Source organism: Flavobacterium sp. MFBS3-15 (assembly GCF_026107645.2).
Taxonomy (GTDB): Bacteria; Bacteroidota; Bacteroidia; order Flavobacteriales; family Flavobacteriaceae; genus Flavobacterium.
In genome coordinates this window covers 165,349-184,880 of record NZ_JAPCHV010000003.1, presented here as the reverse complement: position 1 = coordinate 184,880, position 19,532 = coordinate 165,349, and the positions used below count along the sequence as shown (strand labels likewise).

The window sequence follows — 19,532 nt, the reverse complement described above, 5'->3', positions numbered from 1 at the left end:
TTCAAAATATTGGTAATGATCGCCACCTGCGTGGGAATTGGCTATTTGTCCGGCCAGTTTACGCAGGAAGGTGTGGAAACATGGTATAAGACTATTGAAAAACCGGTATTCAACCCGCCCAACTGGGTATTTGCCCCGGTGTGGACTACGCTGTACATCCTGATGGGACTTGCCGCCGGGCTGGTGTGGGGCCGCATTGGCGAACAGCCCGAAATCGTTAAAAAAGGCCTGACGTTTTTCGGGATACAACTGGCACTTAATGCCCTTTGGTCGTACCTGTTCTTCGGGCTCCACAACCCGCTGCTGGCGTTGATCGAGATTATACTTTTATGGCTGATGATCTACGAGACCTTCCTGCAATTCAACAAAATCAATAAGCTATCAGGCTATATTTTCATCCTGTACCTGCTGTGGGTAACCTTCGCTACGGTGCTCAATGCCTCGATATGGTGGCTGAACAAATAGTTGATGGGCTACTTGTTGATGTGGTTATTTGAAAAAATAGATATCATAGCAACTATAATCAAAAAGCCCCCTTTAATCAGGAGGCTGGCTGTTTGTTATTTTTTGCAGGATTAATTTTTCAGGATAACGAACCAATCCCAGTCGGCAGGGTCGCCAATGCCAACGCTTGGCGCATACAGGAAAATGTTCACCTTTGCATTCGGATTTCTAGCCCTGTAATCTTCAACTAACTGAAGGTGGCTGATCGATTCCCAAATTGCTTCGTGATCGATGGTCAGGAACGGAAAGCCGGTTTCGCCATCGCCATATTCCACATGTACAATATCTGAACTTGCAGGCATTGCAATTTCATTGTCCATCACCGCAAATGATGACGGAGCATCAAGCGCCGCAGGATAACTCATTTCACCAAGGCCATTCCAGTGTATGGTACCGTCAAAAATTGTTTCACCTGTTTCTTCATACTTTAATTTTATGCTTCCGAAATCCGCCGGCGAAACGTACTCCGGTGTAATGGTAAAAGTGTCTGCTTCCTCAAAGCTAAGTTCTTTCCCCCCCTCGAAAGTGTTGGTAAGAAGGTCTACTTTCAACAGCAGCACTTTGTTATTCCCTGCAGGTTGATTTGTTGATGTATCATCATCTGAACAAGCAGTAAGTGACATTGCAAGCGTTAATCCAAAAAGTAAAATTGTCTTTTTCATAATGTGTATAATTTTATTCTTAGATGTTGCAATACTAAAACGGTTGCGTGAAAAAATTAAATTTTCTTACAAATACTTTCCGCTGCAATGAAACCTCCTGTCCAGGCATTCTGGAAGTTGAAGCCTCCCGTTATGGCATCGATATCCAGTATCTCGCCCGCAAAGTACAGGTTTTCCTGCAACTTGCTTTCCATCGTCTTAAAATTGACCTCCTTCAGGATGATGCCTCCCGCAGTAACAAATTCTTCCTTAAAGGTGCTCTTGCCGTTTACATTATATTCGCCATTTACCAACTGCCCTGCCAATGCGTCCAAATGGTTTTTAGAAAGGTCGGCCCAACGGGTTTCGGCACCAATGCCCGATGCGGACACGAGGCTTTGCCACAAGCGGTTGGGGAAATTGAACGGCGACTGCTTAGCTACCGTCTTTTTTGCCTGCCCCTGCTTCAGTTCTTTCAGGGCTTCAAGGCATTCGTCCCTGCCCATGTCGTTCAGCCAGTTGACCTGTAAAACGAACTGGTAATTTTTCGCTGCGAGTTCCCGTGCACCCCATGCCGAAAGGCGGAGTATTCCGGGGCCGCTCATACCCCAGTGCGTTATCAGTAGCGGGCCGGAAGCTTCGAGCTTTGAATTTTTTACTTTTACCGATGCCGGCGCCGAAACGCCCATCAGGTCTTTTATCCTCGGGTCTTTTATGTTAAAGGTAAACAGCGATGGTACCGGCGGGATCATCGTATGGCCAAGTTCCGCCAGCATGTCCCACATTTTGGGATTGCTGCCCGTTGCCATAACTAAATGTTCCGCCACAAAAACTTCTTTATTGGTTTCTATTTTCCAATGCGATTCTGCTTTGTATAAGGACTGGATGCTCTCGCCTGTCAGCACCGGGATGTTCAGCTTTTTTACTGCCTCCATGAAACAATCGATGATGGTTTGCGAACTGTCCGTTACCGGAAACATCCGTCCGTCTTCCTCTATCTTGAGTTCCACCCCATGCCTTTCGAACCATTCAATCGTATCACCGGAGCAAAAACGATTAAAAGGCCCGCGCAATTCCTTTTCGCCTCTTGGGTAAAACTTTACAAGGTCGTTCGGCACAAAGCAGGCGTGCGTTACGTTGCAACGCCCCCCACCGGATATGCGGACTTTAGACAGCACGTCCTTGCCGCGTTCCAGTATGGCGACTTTAAGTTTAGGATTGGCTTCGGCAATGTTTATCGCGGTAAAAAATCCTGCCGCGCCTCCCCCGGCTATTATGACATCAAAACTTTTCATAGGCGTTCAGGGTAATCAGATATTATCCCGTCTACACCATAGCTTTTCGTGCGGGCTATGTCGTCAGGGTCGTTCACGGTCCATGTGTATATTTTGTAGCCTGCTTCCTGCGCTTTTTTCACATTGCTTTCCGTAAGCAGCGAAAAGTGCGGGTGTATGGCTTTAGCCTTAAATTCTTCTGCCCAGTCCCACGCCTCTTTCATACTGGCCTGTGTGAGTATTCCAAGATAAATATCGGGATTGAGCCTGCCTATCGCCTCGAGTTCTTCTCTTTGGAAACTCGACACAATCAGGTCATCATAACGCCAGCCTCCTTTTTTAACCAAATGCATAATGAAATCATTCACAGGTATTGCGGTGTGCCTCCCCTTCATTTCAATGTTTACTTTGCACCTGCCTTTGCACAGCGTCATTACCTCGCTCAGCGTGGGAATGGTATGGCTGCCTTCCACCACCAGATGCTTCAGCCCGGCCAGTGTCATCTTATGCACTTCGCCGCTGCCGTTGGTGGTGCGGTCTACCGTAAAATCGTGGATCACGACCAGCTCGCCCGTAGCGCAAACGTGCACATCAAGCTCGAGGCCGTCAACGCCCAGGTCGAGCGCCTTTTGGAAAGATGCCATCGTATTTTCGGGCAAGTGGGCCTTAGCGCCGCGATGGCCTATTTTTAGCATATCAAAGTTTTTTTGTAAAGGTAGGATTTCGCAGCCAATTAGAAAAAATGTAAAACAGGAGCAATAAAAAACCCCGAAGCAAAAACTCCGGGGCTATCTAAATAACAATGAAAAAATTAATTCTTAACCACCCTTACCGTTTCAGTGGCATTGCCCGATGTAAGCCTTGCGAAATACATCCCTGAAGCAAATCCTGAAACATTCACGGTAGCCTGGTTAGCATTTACAGCAGCAGTGTAAACTGTTTTGCCTGTTACATCCATAATCTGCACAGAAGATATGGTGTTGCTGCCCGCATTGAAGTTCCATACGCTGTTTGATGGGTTAGGGTAAACCGTGATGGATTTTGAATTGAAATCTTTAGTGCTGTTGGTCGATTCTGTAAAAGCAAAATCACCTGTCGACCTGTTGAAAGTACCATCATAAGTACCTGCTGTAGCCATGATATTGCCACCGTTGCCTACTACAGTTACAGTACCTGAAGGAAATGTTGCATTACCCCATGTTACACCCCAATCGTGGTTCAGCCTGAATTTCCACTCAGCTGCTGTAAATGTTACATCGTTTACCGTATAATTAATACCGTCAGCAGTTTGCATGTCTATGTCAACGTTACCCCATCCGCCTACAGCATCACCCGTAATACTGATGATAACAAAGTTAAAGGCATAGGCATGAGTATCTGCATTGTACGTAACATTATAGCTGTTCGCCGGAACCGATATGGCAGCCCCGCCCATAGTTGCCGTACCTGCCGGGAATGCAGCACCACCCCAGGACTCACTGCCGTTAAAACGGAATGTTACCATGCCCGGATTTTCAAAAACCACATTGTTTGCCGTGTAGGTAGTGCCATCCAAAGTAAACATAGATACTGCAGTAGCTCCAATCATTACGTCAACATCGTCAAAGTTACCCGCATCTTCAAAGTTATACTCCAGTGTTGTACGGTTAAACGTAATGTTGTAAACACCCGGCTGTGACGGAATGTTGTTCGAACTGTTGAAAACACCTGTTCCCGAAGGCCATGTAGTGCCACCCCAGTTGTTTGTCCATGAGTCATTTTCCCTGAATTTTACCGTACCATTCGTAAGGGTAAAGTTTTCAAGCGTGTAAATAACGCCGTCTGTTGTCTGCATGTCTGTATCCGTTGCCCATACGCCCGGAGTTGCATCGCCAATAATCCCGATGTTTTGCGCAAACATCATTGCAGTACCCGCCATGAATACCGCTGCTGAAAAAAGTAATTTTTTGATCATAGAATAGGTTTTTAAAAATTAAAGAAAACGTTTTAGTTAATAAAGTATAAAAAAGCCGCGGCTTGGGCACCGCGGCCTGTGTCATTATTTTGTCAATATCCAGTACTGCCAGGGTTCGGCCTCTATCTTCTGGTTAGTGGTAAATGTAACTTTCTCACCGGTCATGTAGTTGGTGTATTCCCCTCCCTCTACAGGGATGTTGAACGTAATGGGTGCACCTTCAAGGTTAGCCACATAAATCACTTTTTTGCCATCCTTTTCACGCTCGAAAGCGATCAATGGCTCTTTATCGTATGTTTCCAGCAATTTGAACGATGCAGGGTTTTTGCCGCCGTTCAGTGCCGGGTTTTCGTTCTTCAATTTACCAAGTTTTTCATAAATGGCAAACATCTTCCCTTTATTCTTGTCGATAGGGTCCTGTTCAAAGAATTTGAGGCGTTTCTTCACATCATATTCCTGCCCGGTATAAATGAGCGGCATTCCCGGCATTACGTAGGTCATGGCAGCAAAGGCTTCTGCCCCATCGCCCAGCCTTTCATACTCGGTACCGTTCCAGGCATTCTCGTCGTGGTTGGTGGTAAAGTTCATGAAGATGTCATCGGCCTCATATTTCCCGGGCCTTTCTGCAAGGAACTTTTTCAGGTCGGCAACCGGTTTTTTGCCTTTGGCTACGTCGTTCATCAAGTGGTGCGCCACCCAGCCGTAGCCCATATCGAACTGCCCTTTAAAAAGGTATTCCTTGTCGCTTTCCATCAGCATGAAAACGGGTTTCACGGCCTTCAGTTTCGGGATGGTATAATCCCAAAACTCCGTAGGCACATTATCGGCCACATCACAACGGAAGCCGTCCACGTTCTGCTCCTTTACCCAGTACAGCATTTCCTTCATCATCGGCTCGTAGAGGACTTTGCTGGTATAGTCCAGGTGGGCAACATCGGTCCATCCCCAGCTTTTGCCGGTTTCAGGGTTCAGCGGGTCGGTCACTTCGCCCTTGGCATTCTTGTGATAGTATTCCGGGTGCTCCGTGATCCACTTGTGGTCCCAGCCCGTGTGGTTGGCTACCCAGTCGAGTATCACATACATGCCGTTGTCGTGGGCGGTCTTTATCAGCTGCTGGAAATCCTCCAGTGTACCCAAATCAGGGTTGATGGCAGTATAATCCGTAATGGCATAATAGCTGCCCAGGTATTTTTCCCGCTCCTTAGGATCTTTGATGTCCTCAACCGACAAGTCGCCCGTAGCCTTCCTGTTCTTCATAGAGATAGGATATATTGGCATCAGCCATATCACCTTTACGCCCAGCTTTTTCAGCTCCGGGATGTCTTTGGTGAATGCATTGAACGTCCCTTCCTTCGAGTAGTTGCGGATGTTCGCCTCATAGATCACGCTGTTCTCCATTACGGCATCGCTTACAGGGGCAAGGGTTTCCGTTTGGGCGGTTTCCTTTACTTCCTCTTTTTTCTCCTCCTTGCAGCCAGCGGCAATAATTGCCAACGCCATGAGGGATAATATTGTTTTTTTCATATTCAGTTTGTTTGGTTTTAGTCTTTTAACCACATAGGTACATAGTTTCCAAAGCCCATATTTTTTACCACAAGGGGCACAAAGGCTTCCACATGGAACACTAAGCTGAACGTTTAAGATCACAAAGGACGCTTCGCTTCCCCTTACTACTTTAACTCCAGCACCAACACCGATTTTGCTTCCAGCGTAATATCCTTGGTCACATCAACCGCTTTGCCTGTCAGTACATCCTTGCCGCTGCTAAAGCCGTTAAGCCTTTCCGCAAAGCGCGCAGTACCGATAGTTTTGGCATCCGCCGAATTGTTCAGCACCACCATTACGGTTTCCTTGTCGTTGTAACGGAAGTATACATACACGTTATCGTGCGGCAGGTAATGCATCATCTTACCATTATGGATCACGGTTTTGCCTTTCCTCCAGTTGAACAGCTTCGAAGTCACGTCAAAAAACTGCTGCTGTTCGGCAGTACGGCCTGCTTTGGTAAACGCATTAGCTGCATCGCCCGGCCACCCGCCCGGAAAATCCCTGCGGATGTCGCCATCGCCCTTGCCCTTGTCGCCTGCCATGCCAATTTCGCTGCCATAGTACAGCTGCGGGATTCCCCTTACCGTTGCCAGCAGTGTCATGCCCATGCGGTACTTGTTGAAGTCGTTCCTGTAGTTTTGGTTAAAACGCCCTGTGTCGTGATTCTCTACAAACGTCAGTATGTTGTTGATGTCGGCGTACAAAAAGTCGTTCGCAAAGTTGTCGTATACCTTTTGCATACCGCTGTCCCACCCGGCCTGGTCCTCGTTGAACACGTTGCCGAAGGCATCGTGCAGGGTAAAATCCATCACGCTTGGCAGGTAGGAGTTGTAGCTCTGTATCGCCGCGATTTTGCTGTCCTTTTGCCAGTACGACATCTGTGCCTGGTCGTGCATCCACACCTCACCCACAATATTGAAGTACGGGTATTCGTCAGTGATGGCTTTGGTCCATTTGGCAATGCCCTCTTTGTCGTTGTATGAATAGGTATCCACGCGGAAGCCGTCAAGATCGGCATACTCTATCCACCATATCGCGTTCTGCTTAAGGTATTTCAGCACCAGCGGGTTGCTTTGGTTCAGGTCGGGCATGCTCGGCACAAACCATCCGTCCATGCACTGGCGGGCATCGACTTTTGAGGCATTCGGGTCAAATTGCGTGGTCATACGGTAGTTGGACTGCGAATAGCCCGGAAACTGGTGCACCCATTCGTAGGTAGGCAGGTCTTTGTACATCCAGTGCTGCGCGCCCCAGTGGTTGGTCACATAATCCATTACCAGCTTCATGCCGCGTTTTTTCAGTTCACCCGAAAGCTTTACATAATCTTCATTGGTACCGTAGCGTGGGTCAATTTTGTACACATCGCTCTGTCCATACCCGTGATACGAGCCGCGTGGGTCGTTATCCTCACAAAGCGGCGTGCTCCATATAGCCGTAGCGCCTAGCTCGTGTATATAATCCAAATGATCGATGATACCCTTTATATCACCGCCATGACGCCCGTTAGGATTGGTGCGTTCGGCCTTTTCGGTAGTATTATTAGTGTTGTCATTTTTGGCATCGCCATTAGCAAAACGGTCGGGCATCAGCAGGTACATCATGTCTGCAGATGTAAAGCTTTCGCGTGTGGCCGACCCTGCCCTGCGTGCCTTCAGGTCATACTTTTGTGTAAATGCCGCTTTCCCCTTGTCATTTTTAAAAGAAAAGGTCAGCTGCTGCGCCGTTACGTTTTTAGTATCGATGGTCACGAAAATGTAGTTCGGGTTTTCGGTCTTCACCACATTATTGATCACCACGCCATTGCTTACCGATGGCGTGTACTGCGCAATGTTTTTCCCGTAGAACATCACCTGCAATTCGGGATTGTGCATCCCGGCATACCAAAATGGGGGCTCGACGCGATCAATCTGCGCGAAGGCGGTGGTTGTTGCTAATAGCAGTAATAGTAATTTCTTCATAGTTTGTTTGGTCCTCACCCTAAACCTTTCCGGCCTCACCCCCAACCCCTCTCCAAAGGAGAGGGGAGTGAGCTACACTCTTGCCGAATCACTCTGAAAGTGAGATATAGTTATTTGTTTGTAATCTTTAGTCCTCACCCCCAACCCCCTCTCAGGTTGCTTCGTCGTTCCTCCTCGCAATGACAGAGGGGGAAGCTACACTCTTGCCGGCTGACTCATTTGCAGGTCTGAGTGGAGCTGTTCCCCCTTCGGGGGTTAGGGGGCTAAACCGTCACTAATGTATTAGGTTCCACGGTTACTTCTTTGCCGTTCACTACAACGGTTAGTTCGTGGTCGCCTTCCAGTGTAAAATTCGTTTCGCCCGCGTGTACTGATACCTTAAGCACCTGGTTGCGGAAGTTGATCTTGAACGAGTAGCCTTCCCACTGTGCCGGGATCCTCGGCTCGAAATGCAGCATGTCATTCTTTACACGCATGCCGCCAAAACCTTCCACAATGCTCATCCACGTTCCGGCCATGCTGGTAATGTGCAGGCCTTCCTTTACCTCTTTGTTATAATCGTCAAGGTCAAGGCGCGATGTCCTTAAATAAAAAGTATATGCCTGTTCCATCCTGCCCAATACTGCTGCCTGAATGGAATGTACGCACGGTGACAGCGACGACTCATGTACCGTCAACGGCTCATAGAAGTCAAAATGTTTCTCTAGTTGCTCCTTTGTAAAATGATCTTCAAAGAAATAGAAGCCCTGCAGCACGTCGGCCTGCTTGATGTACGGCGAACGAAGTATCCTGTCCCAGCTCCATTTCTGGTTGATGGGGCGCTGTGCCGGATCAAGCTCCGCGACCTTAACCAGTTCCTTATCCAGGAAGTTGTCCTGCTGCAGGTACACGCCGAACTCCTCCGAGTACGGGAAGTACATGTTGTCAGCCACATTTTTCCAGCGCAGTATCTCTGCGGCATCAAGGTTCACTTTTTCCATGATGCGGTCATGATCTGCCGGATACTCCTCACTAACCCTGGCTATCTGCTCCACGGCATAGTCGATGCACCATTTGGCTATATAGTTGGTGTAGAAGTTATTGTTTACGTTGTTCTCATACTCGTTCGGGCCGGTTACGCCAAGGATCACAAATTTATTCCTGTTCGCTGAGAATGTTGCCCGCTGCTGCCAGAAGCGTGCGATACCGATGAGCACTTCCAGTCCTTTTTCGGGGATGTAACTGTAGTCACCGGTAAAGCGGTAATAGTTATAAATGGCAAAGGCGATCGCACCATTGCGGTGTATTTCTTCAAAAGTAATTTCCCATTCGTTGTGGCATTCCTCGCCATTCATGGTTACCATTGGGTAGAGCGCGGCGCCGTTGGTAAAGCCCAGCTTGGCCGCATTTTCTATTGCTTTGCCCAGTTGGTTGTAACGATAGGTCAACAGGTTGCGTGCCACCTGCTGGTCTTTGGTCGCCATGTAAAACGGTATGCAGTAGGCCTCGGTATCCCAGTAGGTGCTCCCGCCATATTTTTCTCCGGTAAAGCCTTTCGGGCCAATGTTGAGCCTAGGGTCTTTGCCCAAATAGGTTTGGTTCAGCTGGAAAATATTGAAACGTATGCCCTGCTGTGCCTCTACATCGCCTTCTATAGTAATGTCGGCCATTTCCCAAATCGATGCCCATGCTGCTTTCTGTTCGTCCAGCAATGTATCGTAACCCCTGGCTTTCGCATCGGCGATAACTTTTTTGGCGGCAGCAACAAGATTGTCCTTATCATGGTTCATCGATACGGTATATCCGCCAAATTTCACGATGGCAGCTGTATCATTTTGGTTGGCTTCTATAATATAGCTAAACTGTACTTTGTCATCTCCTGCTTCGGCATTCGCCGGAAGTATTTCTACATCATTACCATTGAGCAAAATGCTGTTGTGCATGAAAGTACAGGCGTTAAAATGCGTCTTGAACGTACGTGCCGTTACAAACGCTTCGCTGCCCGAATGCTGCACATCGAGCGGTTCCCAAAACTTCTCTTCCCAGTTGGCATCCATGTTTTTTACGCCGGCATCCACATAGGGTTTGAAAGTAATTTGCGCGGCACGGTTGAGTGGCTTCACCTCATAGTTGATGACGCCCAACTCATCCGCCTCAAGCGAAAGAAACCGGGTTACGTTTACCGAAACTTCCGTCCCGTTTTGCAATGTGGCTTCAAACGAACGGTTGTACCAGCCTTCCTGCATGTTGAGCTCGCGCCTGAAGTTTTTCACTTCGCATTTGGCAAGGTCGAGGCTTTCGCCGTTTATCTCTATGTCGATGCCTATCCAGTTGGGCGCGTTGAGCACCTTGGCAAAATATTCGGGGTAGCCGTTTTTCCACCAGCCCACTTTGGTTTTGTCAGGATAATAAACGCCGGCTATGTAGCTGCCCTGAAACGTATGCCCGGAGTAGCTTTCTTCAAAATTGGCGCGTTGTCCCATGGCGCCGTTGCCTATGCTGAATAAACTTTCGGAAGATTCAACCCTTTCCGCATCAAATCCCTCTTCGATGATTGACCAATTGTCCGGTAGTATATAATCCTGGTTCATTTTATGTAGTAACTAAAGTTGCTAAAAATTCTGTATCTATTTCTGTAAAGTCGTTGAAGTTGTATTGCGCCTCGTGCAGTACGGTGCTGCTGCCAATGCCTATGCTCACCATATTGGCAATGTTCGCGGCCTGCACCCCGGCTACCGAGTCCTCGAAAACTATGGCGCCTTCGGATGGCATGCCCAGCAATTGCGCCGCCCTTATGAAAACCTCGGGGTCGGGCTTGGCGTTGGTTACATCGTTGCCATCGACAATCGCATCGAAGTAATGGATAATGTCCACCTTTTCCAATATTGGCCGGGCGTTTTTGCTTGCCGAGCCCAGTGCGATCTTTTGATTGTTGTCTTTTAAATACTGTAGTACAGGCACTACACCTTCCAATATCTCATCGGACTGCATGTGGTGGATGTACTCCAGGTAATCCTCATTCTTTTCAGACAGCCATTTGTCTTTGTCTTCCTGGGTCACCTGTACGTTGCCAAGCCCGAGGATGATGTCGAGGGAGCGAATGCGGCTCACCCCTTTCAGCTGTTCATTGTGTTCGTGCGTAAAATCGATCCCAAGGCGGTGCGCTATCTTTTGCCAGGCCAGGAAATGGTATTTGGCAGTATCGACAATAACCCCGTCGAGGTCGAAAATAAATGCTTTTTGGTTCATTAAATTTTTTGATTGATTGTATTCTGATTGATTGTAATCTTTGCATTGTCATTTACCATCAGCGACATAAGGCCTGCCATCAGCATAGATACCCCTCCGATTACAAGGGCATATATCGGCTCGTTTTCAAAGAAATAGGAAACTAAGAAACCTAAGATGGATGCTGCAACCAATTGCGGTATTACCACAAAAAAGTTAAAAACACCCATATAATAGCCCATTTTTGAGGCAGGAAGCGCCCCTGAGAGCATTGCATAGGGCACTGACAAAATACTGGCCCATGCTATACCCACACCTATCATCGAAAAATCATACATATAGAATGTAAAATGATGCCAGGTACCCGGTGTGCCGATAGAAAATATCTCATTGTTAAAAATGCCCCAGTTGCCTAAAAAATAAATGGAGGCAAGCCCTGCACCACCTGCAGCAAGGGCAAGAAAGTGTGTAAATTTCCTGCTTGTCCTTTTTGCTATAAGCGGAAGCAGGAATGCGGCAATGGCTGCCACAAGGTTGTAGTTGGCAAACATTTCGCCCACCAGGTTCGCCCCGGCATTGTATGCCACCGATGTGGTATCGGTAGTCTTAAAAATGTGTTCGGTCACTGCCCCGGTGGTATATATCCACATTGAAAACAATGCAAACCATGAGAAGAACTGTACCCAGGCAAGCTGCTTCATCACTTTAGGCATGAACTGGAAATCGTTCATTATGGTTACAAAGCCATTCCTGTATTTACCTGTTTTTTGGAACGTTCCGGAAAAGATAAGGGCTACCCCACCCACACCTATGAGGCCGAGGGACAGTACATACAGGTCTTTCTTGAGGCCATACTCATAAATGATATAAGAAAAAGCAAGCCCTATGGCCAATGCGACAGACCCTATAAGCAGATGCCGTGAGCCATTGGCATGAAACCATGAAGCAGGGCGCTCCTCTTCGCTGTATTTGCCTCCATGCTTTTCCTCCTCACTTTTTTCGTAGGCGGCAAGCTCCTCCGGCGAATATTCCTTTGTAGTAAAAATGGTCCATAATACCGAAATGATAAAAGCTGCGCCACCAATGTAGAAAGAATATTTTACCGAATCGGGAATCTCTCCGGCAGGTGCTACATTGCTCACGTTATAATGGGTAAGGATATTAGGCAGCTTTGATGCCACATACGCGCCAAGCCCTATAAAAAAGCTTTGCATGGCAAACCCTGCAGTCCTTTGCCTGTCCGGAAGTACATCGCCAACAAATGCCCTGAAAGGTTCCATGGAAATGTTGATGGATGCATCGAGTATCCAGAGCATTCCCGCAGCAAACCAAAGCACAGGCGAATTTGGCATTATGAACAGGGCTACTGAAGCCAGCAATGCCCCCACAAGGAAATAGGGCTTCCTCCTGCCAAGCTTTGTCCAGGTACGGTCGCTGAAATAGCCTATAATGGGCTGCACAATAAGTCCCGTAAGCGGGGCCGCTACCCAAAGGGCAGGGATATCGTCTATTTCGGCACCGAGTGTCTGAAAAATTCTGCTGACATTGGCATTTTGCAGGGCAAAACCCATTTGTATCCCCAGGAAACCGAAACTCATGTTCCAAATTTCCCAGAAACCTAATCTACGCTTTTCCATTATCGTAATTAAATGGTTATTACTACGATAAGCGCGTTACTGCTTATCAAATCTTATAGGGTTGAAGTGGACTATAAGCGTTGATAATTAGAACAAAGATATAAGTTTTTTAATCCGAAAAACATTTGGCCTCAAAAAAAATTCCGCCAAAAGCAGCGGAATTGATTTTTCAAGATGTTGAAAATAAATATTTTACACCCAACTACAACGTTGACGTAGATTTCTTCCAATCATCCAAAGCAGCGTCCTTCAAAGTACAGAAGCCATTTTTTACCGAAATAATAATACTGGCGGGAACAGGTCACCATCAGGTTTGTCCCAAGAGGAAATTTAGAGTTTGAAAGAGGTTCCCATTCTTCAAAATTTTCAGGATAATAGGTAAGCTCCGAAGTATGGTATGCCACCCCTTTGAAGTCAATCCGAAGAAATATTTTCTTCACTTTATTGTTATAAAACTCTATTGCGAAAATTGAATAGGACTTTCCTTTAAGGCCAACCGCTTCATGATAAGGCTCGAGAGCATGGCTTTCGCTTATGAATTTATAATTTTCACTCACAAATTTATAGCCATTGGTTTTACCAAGGCTGTCCTTCATCAATTCATTGATTTGCATTACTTTGTTTACAATTAGCGGTTCATTTTCAAGCATGAATGACTCAGCAATATCTGATTCTTTCGCGGTACTGCACACTTGGTTCCTGAACAATGTCTGCTGAAGGATGTCTGTTTGCCAATAAAACCCGACAACTACTATAATTACTGTTTGAATAAGCCATAAAAATCGTTTGGAAATGACAGCCAAAATTACGGGCATTATCGCTGCCAGATAAACCATACTGAGAAAATCTCCTCTGATGGTTAAACTATGATCAGGAGGGCCACTCCATGTAGTCGCAGTAGTCCAATGGTAAAACCCGAAATATAGAAAATACAGTATCCCTGCAAGCAGCAAAATATCAAGGACAAGAAATATCCGATAAGCTTTCCTGCCCATGCTGCTATATATTTTCAGTACTTTCCCTGAACACCAGGCTGGTTTCTATAAGCTCTGTAGTGTATTGCTCATTTTCTTCCTCCATTTCCAGTCGGTCGATGAGCATCTGGGCTGCCCTTCCTCCCATTTTTATCCCATTCTGGCTTACAGTGGTAATGCTCGGGCTGGAGAATTGGGATATGATGCCATCGGTAAAGCCAATCACCGAAAGTTCTTCCGGTATTTTGATGCCCATTTTGGTAGCCAGCTTAATGCTTGTTACCGCAAAAAGTTCGTTGACCGCAAATATGGCATCGGGCCTTTTGTCCTGCAGCAACTTTTCAATTTTGGTGGCGCAGTTGTCAATATCTTCAATCTTTACGATCATGTCTTCATCTACCACGATATCATGGTCGCCTAATGCATTTATATACCCGTCAGTACGCAGCTTGCCTACGCTCACATAGTCGACCGTAGTTACGAGGGCCACTTTTTTGAAGCCTTTGCCTATCAGGAAACCTACCGCATCATAGGCAGCCATCTGGTCGTCGATGATCACTTTGTCACACAGTACATCATTGGTGATGCGGTCGAACATTACTACCGGCATTCCCTGGTTGATAACTTCCTGTATATGGTGGAAGTCCTTCTTTTGCTGGGTTTCTTTGGAAAGCGACATGATGAAGCCATCGGTACTGCCTGTGGCCAGCATTTCCATGTTGATAACCTCTTTGTCGAACGACTCGTTGCTGAGGCACACGATTACGTTGTATCCATTCTCATTGGCCACCTGCTCGATGCCGCTGATTACAGTAGCAAAAAAATGGTGCACGATCTCGGGGATGATGATGCCGATGGTCTTTGTTTTCTTGTTTTTGAGGCTGAGGGCAATATTGTTGGGCTTGTAATTGTAAAGCTTGGCGAAGGCCTGTACTTTTTGGCGCGTATCCTCACTGATTTCAGGGCTGTTACGGAGTGATTTTGATACGGTTGATATGGATACGTCAAGCTCTTTTGCGATCTGCTTGAGGGTGACTTGTCTTTTCATTGAAAATCGGGTAAATAGTAGATTCGCAAATAAAGGTAAAGGTTATTTTTATTAATAGCAATTATCTTACTGAAATTGTGCAAATTCAGGAAAGTTTTCAACACGACAACGTTTTCGCAACCCCCAAAAAGCGAAAACGTTTTTTTGGTAATATTTTTTACATAATTTTAACATTCGAAGTGGATTATAAGCAAAAACAAAACGCAAAATTAACCTAAACAACTTGTATGAAAACAATGTATCAGAAGTTATTACTTTTATTGCTGATGCTTCCCTTAAGTGCACTGGCCCAGAGCACATTATCGGGAACTGTCCGCGATAACGCCACTGGGGAGCCCATACCCGGGGTAAATGTAATTGTGCAGGGCACCCAAAATGGCACTTCGTCGGACCTGGACGGTAATTTTAACCTGTCCAATCTTAAGAGCGGTGACCAGATCGTGTTCAGCTTTATTGGCTATGCCGACCAGGTGGTAGGATATACCGGCCAAAGCACCATAGACGTCACAATGTCCGAGGATGCCACACAGCTTGAAGAGGTGATGGTGATCGGTTATGGTAGCGTAAAGAAAAAAGATGCTACCGGCGCCGTAACAACCGTTACTTCGAAAGACTTTAATAAAGGCACCATGGTTACAGCTGAAAACCTTCTTAACGGACGCGTTGCCGGTGTTACCATCAATACCAGCGGTGCCCCGGGTTCCGGATCGATGATCCGTATCCGTGGAGGTTCGTCGCTTAATGCTTCGAACGACCCGCTTATCGTTTTGGATGGCCTTCCGCTTGATAATAACACCAACATCGGTTCAACATCTTTGCTTGCGGCCATCAACCCTAATGATATTGAGAGTATGACAGTGCTTAAAGATGCCTCCGCAACAGCCATCTACGGTTCGCGTGCTGCCAACGGTGTAATCATCATCAATACAAAAAGAGGTTCAAAAGACCTTAAAGTAAGCTATAACTTTACGTACGGAAGCGGTAAGGTAACCGATAAGATTGATGTATTCAGCGCAAGCGAGTTCAGGGCACTAATCCAGGAACGTGTTGCGGCAGACCTTATGCCGGCAAGTGAGCTTGACCTTCTGGGCGATGCCAATACCGACTGGCAGGATGCTATATACAGGAGGACTGACTTTGTAGACAACAACGTATCATTAAACGGCAACCTGTTTAAAACCATCCCTGCACGCCTTTCATTAGGTAATACCTACCAGGAAGGCGCAAGGCTTACCAACAAATTTAACAGGAGTACGGTATCGGTATCATTGAACCCGTCGTTCTTTAACGACCACCTGAAGTTCAGGGTAAATGCCAACTATGCCAACGAGAAGAACCGTTTTGCCGATGGCGTGGAAGGATCGGCTTTCCGTTTTAACCCTACGCAGCCTATTTACCAGGCAGGGTCGCCATACGGCGGATACTTTGAATACTATAACGCGGCCGACCCTAACAATGCCCTTACTTTGGGTACAAGGAACCCGGTTGCGCAGCTGAGGCAGACATTTGACACCGGACACAACAACCGTATCTTTGGTAACATTGAGACAGAATACCGTTTCCATTTCTTCCCTGACCTGAAAGCTGTAGTAAATCTGGGCTTTGACGAATCGAAAGGTGAAAGGGACCGTTATGTACCTACCAATGCCGGTTCATCGCCATCTAACAACAGTATTCCTTTTGGCACCAACGAGTACAGCGAAAGGACGCTAAGAAACAAATTGTTTGACGCTTACCTTAACTACAACAAGACATTTGGCAAAACAAATGTTGATGTTACCGCGGGCTACTCTTACCAGATTTTTGAACAGAGCAGTTTTTATACCGGTAACGTAAACGATCCCAACCTTGGAAGCAACTTCCCTGAGACGGACATTGCTACAGATAACGTAATCATCGGTTTCTTCGGAAGGGCTAACCTTTCCTTCAATGACAAATACCTCCTTACATTAGCTTTCAGGAGGGACGGATCATCCCGCTTTGCCAGCGATAACCAGTGGGGTAACTTCCCTGCTGCGGCTTTTGCCTGGAAAATGAGGGAAGACCTTTTTGCTAACTCTACTACGTTTAGCGACCTTAAGCTTCGCCTTGGCTATGGTGTTACAGGACAGCAAAGCTTTGCTGCCCCTAACTTTTACCTGCAGCAGTACAACACTGGCGACGGTAACAGCCAGATCGTGTTTGGCGACTCACAATACCCTATCGCCGTATCGCTTCCGTACAACCCTGCCATCAAGTGGGAAGAAACTACTACCTACAACGTAGGTTTGGATTACGGCCTTTTCAACGGCCGCATCAACGGTGCTGTAGATGTTTTCTACAAACTTAGCGAGGACCTGCTACAGGAGGCGCCATTTGCCGACGGTGGTAACTTCTCTAACCGCGGATGGCAAAACATCGGTAGCTTTAGTACAAAAGGTATAGAATTCAGTATCAATGCCGATGTGGTTAAGACCGAAAACTTTAACTGGAACCTTAACTTTAACGTGACCAAATTTGAAAGAAGGATCGAAGAGCTTGCATTTGGGCAGGATATCCAACTGGGTGGCACAGGTGCAGGTACAGGTGGTACAGCACAGCTTTTCCGCGAAGGCTACACTCCATACTCTTTCTATGTATACAAGCAATTGTATGATCCAAGCGGTGCTCCTATAGAAGGCGCTTATGCCGACCTTGACGGCAACGGCACCATCAATGAAGCAGATAGGTACCTTTACAAAAACCCTGACCCGGATGCTACATTTGGCCTTGCGTCGAACATCAACTGGGGCAACCTTGACTTCTCGTTCAACATGAGGGCAAGCGTGGGCAACAGGATATACAATGCTGTTGCGGCGGGTAACGCACAGTACAACCTGCTTAAGACTGATGCTGCGCTTACCAACATTCCGCGCAATGTTTTAAGCACAGGCTTTACAACCACATCCGAAGCAGTACTTTCTGACGTATATGTAGAAAACGGATCGTTCCTGAGGCTGGATAACGTAACGCTTGGCTATACGTTTAAAAACTGGCTTGACAAGGCTTCTGTAAGGCTGTTTACCGGCTGCCAGAATGCGCTTCTTATTACAGAATATTCAGGCATTGACCCTGAAATCACAAATGACGGACGTGACCAGACTATTTATCCGCGCCAAAGGACATTCCTGTTCGGTGCCAACATAAATTTCTAATAAAAAAACTATGAAAAAATTGAAATTCAATTTCTTATACCTTCTGGGACTGACGCTTGTGTTCTCTTCGTGTACGAGCGACCTGGATGTGCAGCCCGAAGATGACGACATCTCTACGGCAGACGATTTTTATAAGCAGCCGGGTGCTTACAAGCAGGCACTGGCAGGCGTGTACGGCAACCTTTCGCTTACCGGTACCGGCGGTGCGGGATCATCGTTCCTACAGGGCGTTGATGCAGGTACGAGCCAGTTTGGCCGATGCCTTTGGTACATGCAGGAGCTTACTACCGATGAAGCGATATGGAGCTACGAGAACGACCCGGGCGTAAGGGAACTGCAACGCAATACATGGAATGCCGAAAACCCGCTTATCCTGGGTATGTTTAGCCGTACGATGGTAGAGGTTGCCCTTGCTAACGAGTTCCTTAAGCAAAGTACACCTGCCAAACTGAGCAGCAGGAACATCAGCAGCGAAGAAGCTGCTGAAATAGAAGTTTACCGCAACGAGGTAAAGGTACTAAGGGCCATGGCCTATTACTACATGCTCGATATGTTCAGGAAAGCGCCTTTCATTACCGAGAACGATCCGGTAAACTTCCGTGGGCCGGAGTATAATGCACAACAACTGTATGATTTCATAGAAAGTGAGCTTGTTGCCGCATTGCCTAACCTTAAAGCTGCCCGTAGCAATGAATACGGAAGGCTGGACCAGGGAATGGCCAACATGGTGCTTGCAAAGCTGTACCTGAATGCAGAGGTTTATATAGGAACCCCGAAATATGCTGAGTGTGCTGCAAAATGCCAGGAGGTTATCAATTCGGGCTATGTATTGAATGCTAACTACCTTAACAACTTTAAGGCAGACAACCACACATCTTCTGAAAACATCTTTACACTGCAAAGCGATGGAACCCTTACGCAAAACTACGGCCCTACCACTACCATGGTAAACGGTGAGGTGGGATCGCTGGAGCTAAACGGCGTATCGCTTGGAACCAGTGCTGCCGGATGGAGTGGCGCACTGCGTACGAGGAAGCAGTTTTTCCAGAAATTTGGAGCCCTGGGTAATGTAGACAGCGACTCAAGGAACACTTTCCTTGCCCACCCTGACAGGGAACTGGACATTACCGACATTGCCAACAAGAACCAGGGATACGTGCTTGCAAAATGGTCGAACATTACCTCTGCAGGTGTTGCAGGCCCTAACTCTACCTTTGTGGATACTGACTTTGTACTGTTCCGCCTTGCAGATGCGTACCTGATGTATGCTGAATGTGCAGCAAGGGGTGCTGCCGGCACAAACCCTGCTGTAGCACTTGATTATGTAAATGACCTTAGGGAGCGCGCCAATGGCAATGCTTCGGAAAACATTTCGCAGTCTGAACTTACACCGGAATTCATCCTTGACGAGCGCGCAAGGGAACTGCACTGGGAAGGACACAGAAGGCAGGACCTTATCCGATTTGGCAAATTTACCGGCGGAAGCTACAACTGGGAATGGAAAGGAAACAGCGCGGGCGGTGTGGCCATTGCCAACCACCTGAGAATATTCCCATTGCCTACTGCTTCCATAGCGGCAAATCCGAACCTTACACAAAACACTGGCTATTAAAA

Annotated in this window: 14 protein-coding genes; 3 read left to right on the top strand and 11 right to left on the bottom strand. The window is 47.0% G+C overall.

The features are described 5' to 3' along the window. Positions 1 to 15: 15 nt before the first annotated feature. Complete coding sequence (locus OGH69_RS04520; RefSeq protein ID WP_372339330.1) at positions 16 to 465, top strand: TspO/MBR family protein; 450 nt, start codon at positions 16 to 18, stop codon at positions 463 to 465. 110 nt (positions 466 to 575) lie between these two features. Here OGH69_RS04520 and OGH69_RS04515 read toward each other — a convergent pair whose 3' ends face one another. From OGH69_RS04515 to OGH69_RS04465, 11 genes are all read right to left on the bottom strand, one after another. Further along, positions 576 to 1,166, bottom strand: a complete 591-nt coding sequence (locus OGH69_RS04515) for a hypothetical protein (RefSeq protein ID WP_265173257.1) — start codon at positions 1,164 to 1,166, stop codon at positions 576 to 578. A gap of 56 nt (positions 1,167 to 1,222) precedes the next feature. After that, positions 1,223 to 2,440, bottom strand: coding sequence for a BaiN/RdsA family NAD(P)/FAD-dependent oxidoreductase (locus tag OGH69_RS04510; protein WP_265173256.1), 1,218 nt, complete (start codon positions 2,438 to 2,440; stop codon positions 1,223 to 1,225). After that, positions 2,437 to 3,114 carry a glycerophosphodiester phosphodiesterase gene (locus OGH69_RS04505; protein WP_265173255.1) on the bottom strand — a complete coding sequence of 226 codons (678 nt, stop codon included), beginning with the start codon at positions 3,112 to 3,114 and terminating at the stop codon, positions 2,437 to 2,439. The genes OGH69_RS04510 and OGH69_RS04505 overlap by 4 nt, the downstream gene beginning before the upstream one ends. 116 nt (positions 3,115 to 3,230) lie before the next feature. Further along, positions 3,231 to 4,373, bottom strand: coding sequence for a T9SS type A sorting domain-containing protein (locus OGH69_RS04500; protein WP_265173254.1), 1,143 nt, complete (start codon positions 4,371 to 4,373; stop codon positions 3,231 to 3,233). An 84-nt stretch (positions 4,374 to 4,457) separates the two neighbouring features. Then, the gene (locus OGH69_RS04495) at positions 4,458 to 5,897 is read right to left on the bottom strand and encodes an alpha-amylase family glycosyl hydrolase (protein ID WP_265173253.1); all 1,440 of its coding nucleotides are present in this window, start codon (positions 5,895 to 5,897) and stop codon (positions 4,458 to 4,460) included. A 146-nt stretch (positions 5,898 to 6,043) separates the two neighbouring features. Beyond that, positions 6,044 to 7,879 carry a glycoside hydrolase family 13 protein gene (locus tag OGH69_RS04490; RefSeq protein ID WP_265173252.1) on the bottom strand — a complete coding sequence of 612 codons (1,836 nt, stop codon included), beginning with the start codon at positions 7,877 to 7,879 and terminating at the stop codon, positions 6,044 to 6,046. A 263-nt stretch (positions 7,880 to 8,142) separates the two neighbouring features. After that, complete coding sequence (locus OGH69_RS04485; RefSeq protein WP_265173251.1) at positions 8,143 to 10,449, bottom strand: glycoside hydrolase family 65 protein; 2,307 nt, start codon at positions 10,447 to 10,449, stop codon at positions 8,143 to 8,145. A gap of 1 nt (position 10,450) precedes the next feature. Then, the gene (gene pgmB / locus OGH69_RS04480) at positions 10,451 to 11,107 is read right to left on the bottom strand and encodes a beta-phosphoglucomutase (RefSeq protein WP_265173250.1); all 657 of its coding nucleotides are present in this window, start codon (positions 11,105 to 11,107) and stop codon (positions 10,451 to 10,453) included. After that, the gene (locus tag OGH69_RS04475; RefSeq protein ID WP_265173249.1) at positions 11,107 to 12,723 is read right to left on the bottom strand and encodes an MFS transporter; all 1,617 of its coding nucleotides are present in this window, start codon (positions 12,721 to 12,723) and stop codon (positions 11,107 to 11,109) included. The genes pgmB and OGH69_RS04475 overlap by 1 nt, the downstream gene beginning before the upstream one ends. Before the next feature lie 230 nt (positions 12,724 to 12,953). Continuing rightward, a complete protein-coding gene (locus OGH69_RS04470) occupies positions 12,954 to 13,718 on the bottom strand; it encodes a hypothetical protein (RefSeq protein WP_265173248.1) in 765 nt (254 codons plus the stop codon). Positions 13,719 to 13,722: 4 nt separating this feature from the next. Beyond that, complete coding sequence (locus tag OGH69_RS04465) at positions 13,723 to 14,745, bottom strand: LacI family DNA-binding transcriptional regulator (RefSeq protein ID WP_265173247.1); 1,023 nt, start codon at positions 14,743 to 14,745, stop codon at positions 13,723 to 13,725. Positions 14,746 to 14,972: 227 nt separating this feature from the next. Between OGH69_RS04465 and OGH69_RS04460 the strand changes: the two genes are divergently transcribed. Beyond that, entirely contained in the window at positions 14,973 to 17,918 is a 2,946-nt protein-coding gene (locus OGH69_RS04460; protein ID WP_265173246.1) for a SusC/RagA family TonB-linked outer membrane protein, read from the top strand. A 10-nt stretch (positions 17,919 to 17,928) separates the two neighbouring features. Beyond that, positions 17,929 to 19,530: a RagB/SusD family nutrient uptake outer membrane protein gene (locus OGH69_RS04455; protein WP_265173245.1), complete on the top strand. Its 1,602-nt coding sequence runs from the start codon at positions 17,929 to 17,931 to the stop codon at positions 19,528 to 19,530. Positions 19,531 to 19,532 lie beyond the last annotated feature (2 nt).

What these genes read in the sequence shown, in the direction of transcription:
- OGH69_RS04515 (WP_265173257.1), bottom strand. Translation starts at nt 1,166, where the DNA reads ATGAAAAAGACAATTTTACTTTTTGGATTAACGCTTGCAATGTCACTT.
- OGH69_RS04460 (WP_265173246.1), top strand. Translation starts at nt 14,973, where the DNA reads ATGAAAACAATGTATCAGAAGTTATTACTTTTATTGCTGATGCTTCCC.
- OGH69_RS04485 (WP_265173251.1), bottom strand. Translation starts at nt 10,449, where the DNA reads ATGAACCAGGATTATATACTACCGGACAATTGGTCAATCATCGAAGAG.
- OGH69_RS04495 (WP_265173253.1), bottom strand. Translation starts at nt 5,897, where the DNA reads ATGAAAAAAACAATATTATCCCTCATGGCGTTGGCAATTATTGCCGCT.
- OGH69_RS04510 (WP_265173256.1), bottom strand. Translation starts at nt 2,440, where the DNA reads ATGAAAAGTTTTGATGTCATAATAGCCGGGGGAGGCGCGGCAGGATTT.
- OGH69_RS04500 (WP_265173254.1), bottom strand. Translation starts at nt 4,373, where the DNA reads ATGATCAAAAAATTACTTTTTTCAGCAGCGGTATTCATGGCGGGTACT.
- pgmB (WP_265173250.1), bottom strand. Translation starts at nt 11,107, where the DNA reads ATGAACCAAAAAGCATTTATTTTCGACCTCGACGGGGTTATTGTCGAT.
- OGH69_RS04505 (WP_265173255.1), bottom strand. Translation starts at nt 3,114, where the DNA reads ATGCTAAAAATAGGCCATCGCGGCGCTAAGGCCCACTTGCCCGAAAAT.
- OGH69_RS04470 (WP_265173248.1), bottom strand. Translation starts at nt 13,718, where the DNA reads ATGGGCAGGAAAGCTTATCGGATATTTCTTGTCCTTGATATTTTGCTG.
- OGH69_RS04490 (WP_265173252.1), bottom strand. Translation starts at nt 7,879, where the DNA reads ATGAAGAAATTACTATTACTGCTATTAGCAACAACCACCGCCTTCGCG.
- OGH69_RS04455 (WP_265173245.1), top strand. Translation starts at nt 17,929, where the DNA reads ATGAAAAAATTGAAATTCAATTTCTTATACCTTCTGGGACTGACGCTT.
- OGH69_RS04475 (WP_265173249.1), bottom strand. Translation starts at nt 12,723, where the DNA reads ATGGAAAAGCGTAGATTAGGTTTCTGGGAAATTTGGAACATGAGTTTC.
- OGH69_RS04465 (WP_265173247.1), bottom strand. Translation starts at nt 14,745, where the DNA reads ATGAAAAGACAAGTCACCCTCAAGCAGATCGCAAAAGAGCTTGACGTA.
- OGH69_RS04520 (WP_372339330.1), top strand. Translation starts at nt 16, where the DNA reads ATGATCGCCACCTGCGTGGGAATTGGCTATTTGTCCGGCCAGTTTACG.